Source organism: Salmonella sp. 32010601201800023SM, from assembly GCF_017572235.1.
In the GTDB taxonomy this organism is placed as follows: domain Bacteria; phylum Pseudomonadota; class Gammaproteobacteria; order Enterobacterales; family Enterobacteriaceae; genus Salmonella; species Salmonella enterica.
In genome coordinates, this window is the sequence record NZ_JAGEQS010000009.1 from 139,744 (window position 1) to 151,067 (window position 11,324).

11 protein-coding genes and 1 rRNA gene are annotated in these 11,324 nt (G+C 50.8%); 4 read left to right on the plus strand and 8 right to left on the minus strand.

Going from position 1 to position 11,324, the window contains the following annotated elements; all coding sequences use genetic code 11:
- Positions 1 to 71: 71 nt before the first annotated feature.
- The 3 genes from hemN to J4617_RS21440 all read right to left on the minus strand — a co-directional run bounded on the left by hemN (position 72) and on the right by J4617_RS21440 (position 2,492).
- Positions 72 to 1,445 (minus strand): oxygen-independent coproporphyrinogen III oxidase, encoded by a 1,374-nt coding sequence (gene hemN / locus J4617_RS21430; RefSeq protein WP_000003520.1) that lies wholly within the window; start codon positions 1,443 to 1,445, stop codon positions 72 to 74.
- 188 nt (positions 1,446 to 1,633) lie between these two features.
- Positions 1,634 to 2,149 (minus strand): Der GTPase-activating protein YihI, encoded by a 516-nt coding sequence (gene yihI / locus J4617_RS21435; protein WP_001661595.1) that lies wholly within the window; start codon positions 2,147 to 2,149, stop codon positions 1,634 to 1,636.
- 118 nt (positions 2,150 to 2,267) lie between these two features.
- Positions 2,268 to 2,492, minus strand: coding sequence for a hypothetical protein (locus tag J4617_RS21440; protein WP_001541209.1), 225 nt, complete (start codon positions 2,490 to 2,492; stop codon positions 2,268 to 2,270).
- A 239-nt stretch (positions 2,493 to 2,731) separates the two neighbouring features.
- On the opposite strand from J4617_RS21440, the gene yihA reads away from it, so the two are divergent.
- Positions 2,732 to 3,364 (plus strand): ribosome biogenesis GTP-binding protein YihA/YsxC, encoded by a 633-nt coding sequence (gene yihA, locus J4617_RS21445; protein WP_000183331.1) that lies wholly within the window; start codon positions 2,732 to 2,734, stop codon positions 3,362 to 3,364.
- Between the two features lie 334 nt (positions 3,365 to 3,698).
- On the opposite strand, the gene polA is transcribed toward yihA, so the two are convergent.
- Positions 3,699 to 6,485: a DNA polymerase I gene (gene polA / locus J4617_RS21450; protein ID WP_000249960.1), complete on the minus strand. Its 2,787-nt coding sequence runs from the start codon at positions 6,483 to 6,485 to the stop codon at positions 3,699 to 3,701.
- 387 nt (positions 6,486 to 6,872) lie between these two features.
- Here polA and J4617_RS21455 point away from each other — a divergent pair, with 387 nt between their 5' ends.
- Positions 6,873 to 7,781 carry an acyltransferase gene (locus tag J4617_RS21455; protein WP_017465958.1) on the plus strand — a complete coding sequence of 303 codons (909 nt, stop codon included), beginning with the start codon at positions 6,873 to 6,875 and terminating at the stop codon, positions 7,779 to 7,781.
- Positions 7,782 to 7,793: 12 nt separating this feature from the next.
- On the opposite strand, the gene dsbA is transcribed toward J4617_RS21455, so the two are convergent.
- The 3 genes from dsbA to J4617_RS21470 all read right to left on the minus strand — a co-directional run bounded on the left by dsbA (position 7,794) and on the right by J4617_RS21470 (position 9,766).
- Positions 7,794 to 8,417, minus strand: coding sequence for a thiol:disulfide interchange protein DsbA (gene dsbA / locus J4617_RS21460; RefSeq protein WP_000725364.1), 624 nt, complete (start codon positions 8,415 to 8,417; stop codon positions 7,794 to 7,796).
- 16 nt (positions 8,418 to 8,433) lie between these two features.
- Positions 8,434 to 9,420 carry a serine/threonine protein kinase gene (locus J4617_RS21465; RefSeq protein ID WP_000999261.1) on the minus strand — a complete coding sequence of 329 codons (987 nt, stop codon included), beginning with the start codon at positions 9,418 to 9,420 and terminating at the stop codon, positions 8,434 to 8,436.
- A gap of 76 nt (positions 9,421 to 9,496) precedes the next feature.
- On the minus strand, positions 9,497 to 9,766 hold the full coding sequence (locus J4617_RS21470; RefSeq protein WP_000649858.1) for a YihD family protein: 270 nt from the start codon (positions 9,764 to 9,766) through the stop codon (positions 9,497 to 9,499).
- 69 nt (positions 9,767 to 9,835) lie between these two features.
- On the opposite strand from J4617_RS21470, the gene mobA reads away from it, so the two are divergent.
- Positions 9,836 to 10,420: a molybdenum cofactor guanylyltransferase MobA gene (gene mobA / locus J4617_RS21475; RefSeq protein WP_001046887.1), complete on the plus strand. Its 585-nt coding sequence runs from the start codon at positions 9,836 to 9,838 to the stop codon at positions 10,418 to 10,420.
- Positions 10,417 to 10,932, plus strand: a complete 516-nt coding sequence (mobB, locus tag J4617_RS21480) for a molybdopterin-guanine dinucleotide biosynthesis protein MobB (RefSeq protein ID WP_010989085.1) — start codon at positions 10,417 to 10,419, stop codon at positions 10,930 to 10,932. Before mobA ends, mobB begins: the two co-directional genes overlap by 4 nt.
- Before the next feature lie 303 nt (positions 10,933 to 11,235).
- Here the strand turns inward: mobB and rrf are convergent.
- Positions 11,236 to 11,324: ribosomal RNA gene (rrf, locus tag J4617_RS21485) — 5S ribosomal RNA — on the minus strand; the annotation flags it as partial.

Sequence of the window (11,324 nt, forward strand, 5' to 3'; positions counted from 1 at the left end):
TAATGCTTATCCGGCCTACAGGTTGTCGCAACGTGTAGGCCTGGTAAGCGCAGCGCCACCGGGCAACCCGGCTAAATGACGCGCGAGAACTGCTGCATCCGCGCTTTCTGGCGCAGATACGCGTCAAAGCACATGCAGATATTGCGGATCAGCAAACGACCTTTCGCCGTCACCTGAATTCCCTTCTCGCTAATATCCACCAGCCCATCTTTCGCCAGCGGCGACAGTAACTGCAAATCTTCGGCAAAATACTCAGCGAAATGCAAACCCCACTGCTGTTCGACAGCGTTAAAATCCAGGCGGAAGTTACAAATCAGCGCCTTGATAACATCGCGACGAATGCAATCATCACGGGTCAGCGTAATACCACGCCATAGCGCATTGCCCCGCTCATCCACTTGCTGGTAATAACGCTTCAGCTCTTTCTGGTTCTGCATGTAGCCATCGCCAATCATGCTGATAGCAGAAACCCCCATCCCCAGCAGATCGGTATCGCCCTGGGTCGTATAGCCCTGAAAATTACGGTGCAGCACGCCTTCGCGCTGCGCGACGGCCAGTTCGTCGTCCGGACGGGCAAAATGGTCCATCCCGATAAACTGATAACCGGCCTGAGTAAGCGATACGATGGTCTCCTGCAAAATATCCAGTTTCTGCTGCGCACTGGGTAAATCGGCATCTTTAATTTTACGCTGGGCGGCAAAAAGCGTTGGCAGATGCGCATAGTTAAAGACGCTCAAACGATCGGGGTTCAGTTCCGTCACACGCTTCAGCGTGAAAGCGAAGCTTTCTGGCGTCTGTTTCGGTAGACCGTAGATCAAATCGATATTGGTCGAGGTAAAGCCGATATCGCGGGCGTGATTAAGCAGCGCAAAGATGAATTCTTCATCCTGCTCGCGGTTAACCAGGCGCTGCACCTCTTTATTAAAGTCCTGCACGCCCATACTCAGGCGGTTAAAACCTTCCGCACGTAAATGATCGAGCACATCCAGCTCAATTTCACGGGGATCGACTTCGATCGAGATTTCCGCGTCGGTATTAAAGTGGAAATTTTCACGCAACAGCGTCATTAAGCGGCTGATTTGCGCTTTATTCAGGTAGGTAGGCGTACCGCCGCCCCAGTGAAGCTGGCTGACATGACGGTCTGCAAACAGCGGCGCGCGATGACGAATTTCCTGCTCAAGCGCGTCAAGATACTGGTCAGCTTTATGCTGTTGGCGGGTGACAATCTTGTTGCAGCCGCAGAAATAACACAACTTGTGACAAAACGGGATATGCACATACAGCGAGAGCGGACGTTCAGGATAACGCGCCACAGCCTGCAAGAATGCGGCGTCCTCGAAGTCTTCAGAAAACTCCAGCGCGGTTGGGTACGAGGTATATCGTGGCCCGGAATAATTATATTTCTGGATCAGGGCCAGATCCCAGTCTATTTGCTGTTCAGACATGCTCACTCCTTCCGATGGCGTCTCTGGCGGGTACGGCGTACCGGCTTCACGCCATGACGGGCGGCAAGCCGGCTGCGCAGCCATTTCTGTCGCCGCGACAATCGCTGTAGTTTAACGAATAACCACACCAGATAACATATAACCGGAAGGGTTATAAGCAGGACGGGCAAGCCCACGGTGTAAACCCGTTAGTTGCCGCCTCTTAGCAGGCGCATCATATCTTCCTGCTTCTCGTCCTCTTCGTCGGCTTCGTCGTCATCATCGTAAGACAGACCAAGCTTCTGCATCAGTTCATCAATACGATCCAGTTTGGCATCTACCCAGGCTTGATCTTCCGCACTCAGGGTTTCGCCCGCTTCCAGACGTTCTAACAGCGCATCCAGGCGCTCATCCGTTTCCAGTAAATCCAACTCCGCCTGCGGTGAAAGCATAGGTTTCTCACTTTTCGGTTTATGCTGTTGGGTCACTTTTTCAGTCACGCCCAATGGAACAGGTGTTTTACTGCCAATACGTGGATCTTTTTGTTGATTCTGATTGCCGCCGCCCGAAGCGGAATTGCCGCCCGCCGCGCGACTTCCCGGCGCATGACCGCGATGTTTTTTCAGGCGTTTACGGTCGCGCGCCTCCTGGTTTAACTCTTCACGCGTTTTACGACGCTGTTTGCCAAAGGCTTTACTGCGCGGTGCAGAGGTTGGTTTTTTCATGATGTCAGATCTTTAAGCCGTTTTATTCAGTATAGAATTGAGGCGGAATCTAGCAGAAAGCAAGCAAAGAAAAAAGGCGACAGAGTAATCTGCCGCCTTTTTTCTTGACTCACGACCCTTAACGGGTTCCACCATCCCTGTTGGCTATCAACACGCCCTGTTTTTCCCTTAGCCTGGAACATTCCATGTTGTTTCCATTTCCTTTTACTAACGTCTCCGGACGTTTGTCTTCCTGACAATCCTGTGTCTTCGCCTCCTGGCGCTCCTGACCCTCATCCTGAGTCGTTGATCCTGTTAGCGTCCTCGCTATGTGCATTACTTTACTCTTTTGGGGTAAACTCACAAGATACCGACACGGCAAATCCCTTTTTTTCAGACAACTACCTTTCTATAAATTCATGATTTAACTATATTAACTGGCTTTGAGCCTGACAACGACTCTGTCATGTCGCATAAGTGCAATGGACAATGTCTCACAAAGCGTATGGCTTTTACTTACAGCACCGATGCGCCGAAAAATCCGTCTTTTGCTGGCGTTCAGGTATAATCGCCACAATGCTTTGACTGACGGAGACGACCGCTTTGACTAACCTGAATTATCAACAGACGCATTTTGTGATGAGTGCGCCTGATATTCGCCATTTACCTTCCGATTGCGGAATTGAAGTGGCTTTTGCTGGCCGTTCCAATGCAGGCAAATCCAGCGCCCTGAACACGTTGACCAACCAAAAAAGCCTGGCGCGCACCTCTAAAACGCCGGGCCGTACCCAATTGATTAACCTGTTTGAAGTCGTAGAGGGCAAACGGTTGGTCGACCTGCCGGGCTATGGCTATGCGGAAGTCCCGGAAGAGATGAAACGCAAGTGGCAACGCGCGCTGGGGGAATATCTGGAGAAACGTCAAAGCCTACAGGGCTTAGTCGTTTTAATGGATATCCGCCATCCGTTGAAAGACCTCGACCAACAGATGATCCAGTGGGCTGTAGAGAGCAATATCCAGGTTCTGGTTCTGCTGACCAAAGCGGACAAACTGGCCAGCGGCGCGCGCAAGGCGCAGTTGAATATGGTACGTGAAGCCGTGCTGGCTTTTAATGGCGATGTGCAGGTAGAAGCGTTTTCCTCGCTGAAAAAGCAGGGCGTGGATAAGTTACGTCAGAAGCTGGATAGCTGGTTTAGTGAACTGGCACCGGTCGAAGAGATTCAGGACGGGGAATAATCACCCGCTATGCCGGATGGCGCCGCTGCGCGTCTTATCCGGCCTACGGTGTGAGCGAAACTTTTCTTGCGCACAATAAAAAACGCCCCAGTCATAAACTGACTGGGGCGGCTAAAATATTCAGCCAAATCCGATTACGTGAAGTAAAAGGTCTGAAAGATAGAACATCTTACCTCTGTACCCTACGTGAATAACTTTACTCTTTTTTGAGCAACACAGAAAGACCTTTTCGTAATTTTTTTTCATTCTTTACATAGGGAATTCTAATACCCATCACAAAACCCCCGTGCTTATGTTGCTTAATTACGAAAAAAGCGCGTTATTCCTTAAATGCTTAGTGCGCTTGATCCCAATTTTCTCCGCTACCGACTTCCACCAGCAACGGCACATCAATACGCGTGCAGTTTTCCATCAACTGATGGATACGTTTTGCTACCGCATCTAAGTCGTCTTTATGCACCTCGAACACTAATTCATCGTGTACCTGCATAATCATCCGCACGCGTGGCTGCTCGGCCTGTAGCCAGGCATCGACGGCAATCATGGCGCGCTTGATGATATCGGCAGCCGTTCCTTGCATGGGAGCATTGATCGCCGCGCGTTCCGCCCCCGCGCGCCGCGCCGCGTTGCTGGATTTAATATCCGGCAGGTAAAGGCGGCGTCCCTCCAGCGTTTCCACATAGCCTTGTTCTTTTGCCTGAGCGCGGGTGCGCTCCATATATTCCAGCACGCCAGGGTAGCGTTCGAAGTAGAGATCCATATACTTCTGCGCCTCTTTACGCGGAATATTAAGCTGGCGAGAAAGACCGAAGGCGCTCATCCCGTAAATCAGGCCAAAGTTAATGGCTTTCGCACTTCGGCGCTGTTCCCCGGTCACGCTATCCAGCGGCAAGCCAAAGACTTCCGCCGCCGTTGCGCGGTGAATATCCTTCCCTTCGGCGAACGCCGTGAGCAGTCCTTTATCACGGGAAAGATGCGCCATAATACGCAGCTCAATCTGTGAATAGTCCGCAGACACGATGAGATAATCCTCAGGCGCAATAAATGCCTGACGAATGCGGCGGCCTTCTTCATTGCGCACCGGAATATTTTGCAGGTTCGGATCGGTGGACGATAAACGTCCCGTCGCCGTTACCGCCTGATGATAGGACGTATGGACGCGCCCGGTTTTCGGGTTAATCATCAGCGGCAGCTTATCGGTATAGGTGGATTTTAGCTTCGCCAGACCACGATACTCCAGAATCACTTTCGGCAGCGGATAGTCCAGCGCCAGCTCTTCCAGCACCTCTTCCGACGTTGACGGCGCGCCGCCAGGCGTTTTCTTCAGCGGCTTAATACCCTGCTTTTCAAACAGGATGGTCTGCAACTGCTTCGTCGAGGACAGGTTGAACGCCTCGCCCGCAATGTCATGCGCTTTCTTTTCCAGTTCCGCCAGACGTAGCGTGATTTCTTCCGAATGTTTGTGCAGGACGGCAGGATCGATTTTTACGCCATTGCGCTCAACGCGTGACAGTACCGGCACCAGCGGCATTTCGATGTTTTCGAAAACATTCAGCGGGCCTTTGTGCTGCTGGAGCTCAGGCCACATTTTGAGATGCAACTGTAACGTGACATCCGCATCTTCTGCCGCATAGCGCCCCGCTTCCTCCAGTGCGATCTGGTTAAAGGTGAGCTGGTTTTTACCTTTACCGGCAATGTCTTCAAAGGTGATAGTTTTGTGCTTCAGCCAACGATCGGACAAGCTGTCCATATCATGGCGTCCGGCGACGCTGTTCAGAATGTAAGACTCAAGCATGGTATCAAAGGCGATACCGCGCAGCTCAATACCGTAATTTTGCAAGACGCCGCGATCGTACTTGAGGTTTTGCCCCACTTTGCGCACTTTTTCATCTTCCAGCAGCGGCTTCAGCAGTTCCAGAGCACGCTGGCGGGAGATTTGATCCGGAGCGTCCAGATAATCATGTGCGACAGGTACATACGCGGCAACGCCAGGTTCGATGGCAAACGAGAGGCCCACCAGGTTGGCGGCGATATTATCCAGGCTGTCGGTCTCCGTGTCGAAAGCAAAAACTGGCGCTTTTTTCAGCTTTTCAATCCAGCTTTCCAGCGTAACGTCGTCCAGAATAGTGACATAATTTTCATAAGAGAGCGCCGCTGCCGGTTCGCTGGGCGATTCATCAATAACGACCGTTTCCTGCGGTTTGGCCGCCGGTTTCGCGCCCTTTGCCTGTAGCCACTTGCCTGACTCGACGTCCGCCGTCCAGCGCTTGAACTCATATTTTTTAAACAGGCCCAGCAGTTCATCCGCAATCGGCTGCTGCACTTCAAGCTGTTCGCAGGTCAGCTCCAGCTCAACATCCGTTTTAATGGTGGCGAGTTTATAAGACAGGTACGCTACGTCTTTATTCTGCGCTAATTTAGCGGCCATCGTTTTGGCGCCGCGGAAAGTGAGACCGGCAATTTTTTCCGGCTCGGCGTACAGCGTATCCAGGCCGCCCAATCCCTGAAGCAAGGCTTGCGCCGTCTTCTCACCCACGCCTGGTACGCCCGGAATATTATCCGAGGAGTCCCCCATCAGCGCCAGAAAGTCGATAATCAGCTCAGGCGGCACACCGTACTTATTAACGACTTCATCCGGGCCGAGGATGGTGTTAGTCATGGTGTTGATCAGCGTAATATTCGGCGTCACCAACTGTGCCATATCTTTATCGCCGGTGCTGATTAATACCGGACGCCCCACCTTCTCCGCTTCCCGCGCCAGTGTACCGATAACGTCATCCGCTTCTACGCCAGAGACCGCCAGCAGAGGTAACCCCATGGCTTTAACCATGGCATGTAACGGCTCTATTTGCGCACGAAGATCATCCGGCATCGGAGGACGATGCGATTTGTAATGTTCAAAGAGCTCATCACGGAAGGTTTTTCCTTTGGCGTCAAACACCACCGCAGCATGCGTCGGCTGATACTGCATGATCAGGCTGCGCAACATGTTGAGGACACCATACATTGCGCCCGTAGGTTCTCCCGCGCTGTTGGTTAACGGCGGAAACGCATGATAGGCGCGATAGAGATAGGATGAGCCATCTACGAGAATAAGTGGGTTTTCTGGGATCTGAACCATAATGTCCGTGCCTGTTTAACAGATTATGGTTAAAGGATGCCACATACAGGAGGAAAACTTGAGTTTTTCGCCGCATTTGCGGAAAAGTTTTGTCGATCTTCAGGATCGCTCGCAAAATAACCTGTGGATAACTTTGTGTGTAAATTCTTACCATTACTTTAAAATCAGCGCGATAGCCTTCTCGTCTTAATAATTACCCATTATTTTCAATGAGTTGTTAACATCACGTTTTTCTGATTATCTGATTCATGCCGTTATCATAATGTGGATAGTTGTTACGAGTGTTTCTATTTCACTCAGCGCCATCATTAGCATCGTTTTCTGATAGAATCAGCCCCTTGCGCCCTTTTCGCGCACCGTTTATGGCTAACTTTTGAATAATTTATTATGACGAGAATACTCGCGGCTATCACGCTCCCATTAAGTATCGTATTGACCATCCTGGTCACTATTGTTTGCTCAGTACCGATCATCGTTGCCGGTATGGTAAAGCTCCTTTTGCCTGTTCCCTGTATCTGGCGCAAGGTCTCCATTTTCTGCAATTTCATGATGTATTGCTGGTGTGCTGGTCTTGCAGCGCTGTTACGCCTTAATCCGCACTTGCAATGGGATGTAGAAGGGTTAGAAGGGCTGAGCAAGAAAAATTGGTATTTACTGATTTGTAATCATCGCAGCTGGGCCGATATCGTTGTGCTTTGCGTTCTGTTCCGCAAGCATATCCCAATGAATAAGTACTTTCTTAAACAGCAATTGGCCTGGGTGCCGTTCATCGGCCTGGCGTGCTGGGCATTAGATATGCCGTTTATGAAGCGCTACTCCCGTAGCTACCTGCTCCGACACCCCGATCGACGCGGCAAAGATGTTGAAACAACTCGTCGCTCTTGCGAAAAGTTTCGTCGGTATCCCACCACTATCGTTAACTTTGTTGAAGGCTCGCGATTTACGCATGAGAAACGTCAGCAAACGCATTCACCTTATCAACATCTGTTGCCGCCAAAAGCAGCCGGTATTGCAATGGCGATTAATGTTTTAGGCTCACAGTTCGATAAGCTGCTTAATATTACGTTGTGTTACCCAAACAACGATCGTCACCCCTTCTACGATATGCTAAGCGGTAGGCTGACGCATATTGTTGTTCGGGTGCAACTGGAACCCATAAATGAAGAACTGCACGGCGATTACGTGAACGACAAAACATTCAAACGCCGTTTTCAACGTTGGCTTAATACGCTGTGGGATAAGAAAGATATACAGATAGAAGAGATTAAAACATCTTATAAAAACGCCGGTCAGTGACCGGCGTTCTTTTTATTTTTTATCAACCAAATATTTCACGGTATCAGCATACTGCTGAACAAAAACATCCATGCTGCTGGTATCCATACCTTGTGGGTTAATCTGGTATTTGCCATTGACGAACATCGCCGGAACGCCCTGCAGTTGCAGGTCAGCCGCGGCTTTCTCCTGTTGCGCAACCAGTGATTTCACCACGAAGCTGTTCCAGGCCGCATCGTAATCTTCGCCCTTGACGCCCGCATCAACGAACACTTTACGGATATCCGCGGCAGATTGTACTGTCTGGGTTTTCTGTACGGCTTCAAACAGCGGGACCGTGACTTTATCTTCTACACCCAACGCCATCGCCACCGCCCATGCCTGGGTGAGCTCCTTGCCCAACGGCCCCAGGAACTCAACGTGGTACTTGGTCATTTTGGTGCCTTCCGGCAGCTTTTTCTTCACATTGTCAGACACATGAAGCACTTCTTCAAACTGATAACAATGTGGGCAGTAGAAGGAGAAAAACTCCAGTACCTGGGGTTCGCCAGCGACCGGTTTATCCAGCGTGATATACTGTTTACCGTCGCTGATCTGTGCTGCCGAGGCGCTAAAAGCTAAAACCATACCAGCCAGCGCCAGCCAAATCTTTTTCATGATCAACTCTCTCCGATTAATACATTGGCGTTAATTGTAAAGGGGGTTCGTGCAAAATTTTAGTCTGCTCAATAAAAGTCGTTGTCTGTCGCTGCCAGTAATCTTCCCCTGTTAACCAGGGAAAGTTTTTTGGAAACGCAGGATCGCCCCAACGACGAATCAACCAGGCAAGATAATAAACTAAACGCATGGCGCGTAAAGGTTCAATGAGACCAATTTCAGCCGTATCGAACTCACTAATTTCTTCATAAGCTTCAATAATGGTTTCAAGCTGCATTCGCTGTTCGGCTTTGTCGCCGTTCAGCAGCATCCATAAATCCTGTATCGCCGGGCCGTTACGGGCATCATCTAAATCGACAAACAGCGGTCCATCACGCCATAGAATGTTGCCGGCATGACAATCGCCGTGCAATCGCAGCGTGGCGAAATCGGTGCGCCAGCATTCGGTAACTGCAGACAGTAGAGTATCAGTGGCTTTCAGGAAAGCCGCTTTTTGCCCGGAGGGAATCAGTGCGGCATCTTCGAATACCTGGCGAGGTTCAAAAAGATACTCTGCAAGCCCAATGTCAGGCCGGAAAGTGAAAGGACGTTTTCGCCCCGTCTGATGCAATCGACCAAGATAACGCCCTACCGCCTCCATCTGATCGATATTATCTGCTTCAAACTGACGACCGCCTACGCTGGGGAAAATGGCATAATGATAGCCCTGATGCGCTAACAGCGTCTGGCCATTAAACGCGAGCGGAGCGGCAACCGGAACCTCATCCTTCACCAGTTCAAGCGCAAATTGGTGTTCTTCCCGAATTTGATCAACAGACCAGCGCTCAGGACGATAAAACTTAACGACAAAACGTCGACGGTCTTCATCCTGAAACTGATAGACGCGGTTTTCATAACTGTTTAGTGGAGTCAGCCCGGAATCCACCCTGATCCCCTGTTCAAACAGCGCATCCATGATGGTTTCCGGGTGTAGCGTCTGGAAAGTAAAAGCGTTGTCGTTCATCCCATCATCCGGAAAATACTACGAATGATTCAGGATATCATTTCGTGGCGATTTCGGTGGCGCCGCTTACAAGGTTTTACTCTTTAATAACGCCGCGGGCGCGTAAAAGCGCCGTTTTAAAGTCCTCTTCATAGTCTTTTTGAATCCCTGGAATGGCGGCGTCTTTGGCGGAATCGCGCATTTTCAGATGGTAGATCAGGATATCATCAGTTAAATCTTCCAGTTTGCCGTCAAAACCTGACTCTTTCGCCAGTTTCTGCAAAAATTGCGTCAGATTAAGATCAGGCTCTTTCTGCCAGGCTGGCTGGAGGAGTTCAATGACTTCATTCAGGCGTTTACATTTCATAGCTGTGCTCCTTATTCTTGATACAGACACGGTAGCAGGGTCAATCCCACAATAAAAGAGGCGATATCGGTGAATCTGGATGAAGTAATAACCGGCGTGGTGCTGGCAGGCGGTAAAGCCCGGCGGATGGGAGGTGCGGATAAAGGTCTGCTTGAGCTGGGCGGGAAACCGCTCTGGCGACACGTTGCCGACGCGCTCGCGCCACAACTTGCTACGGTCGTCATTAGTGCTAATCGCCATCTGGATATCTACCAGGCCAGCGGCCTGAAAGTCATTCCGGATTCAATTGCTGACTTTCCCGGTCCGCTGGCGGGTATGCTTTCCGTTTTTCAGCAGGTAGCAGGCGACTGGTTTCTGTTTTGTCCCTGTGACAATCCCTGTATCCCCCACAACCTGGTCGATCGTTTAGCAGCGCAGCGTCATGGTGCACCCGTGGTTTGGGTTCATGATGGAGAGCGCGATCATCCAACGATCGCGTTGATTAATCGTGCCGTTGAGCCCCAGTTGACAGCTTATTTGCAAGCAGGCGAGCGGCGGGTAATGATTTTTATGCGCCAGGTAGGCGGACACGCCGTTGATTTCAGCGATTGTAAAGAGGCATTTGTGAACGTCAACACGCCGGAGGAACTCGCGCAATGGCAAAAGAGACCATGATACCGCTACTCGCCATTGCCGCGTGGAGCGGCACGGGAAAAACAACACTGCTGAAAAAACTGATCCCAGCACTTTGTGCGCACGGTATTCGGCCAGGGCTGATTAAGCATACCCATCATGATATGGATGTTGATAAACCGGGTAAAGATAGCTACGAATTACGTAAAGCCGGGGCGGCACAGACGCTGGTTGCCAGTCAGCAGCGCTGGGCGTTAATGACTGAAACGCCGGGGCAAGAAGAGTTGGATCTGGCATGGCTGGTGAGCCGGATGGATGCATCAAAGCTAGATATGGTGCTGGTAGAAGGGTTTAAACACGAGGCAGTTGCGAAGATCTTACTTTTTCGTCAGGGATGTGGGCACAGCGAGGAAGAATTAATTCTTGATGAGCATGTTATTGCAGTTGCCAGTGATATTCCACTTGCCGTAGCGGTACCCGTTTTGGATCTTAATGATGTATCGCAGATTTCTGCCTTCATTTTGCGATGGTTAGAGAAAGCACGTTCCTTGTAGGCCGAATAAGGCGGAGCCGCCATCCGGCGGTGCCGGTTGCCTGATGGCGCTGCGCTTATCAGCGCCTACATTTTTACAGTTACCGCACACGCAAAAAAGCCCATCCTGACGGATGGGCTTCTTCACTAAATTGATGCCTGGCAGTTTATGGCGGGCGTCCTGCCCGCCCCCCTCCGGGCCGTTGCTGCGCAACGTTCAAATCCGCTCCCGGCGGATTTCTCCTCCTCAGGAGAGTGCTCACCGACAGACCACAGATAAAACAAAGGGCCCTGTCTTCCGACAGGGCCCTTCGTTTTATTTGATGCCTGGCAGTTCCCTACTCTCGCATGGGGAGACCCCACACTACCATCGGCGCTACGGCGTTTCACTTCTGAGTTCGGCATGGGGTCAGG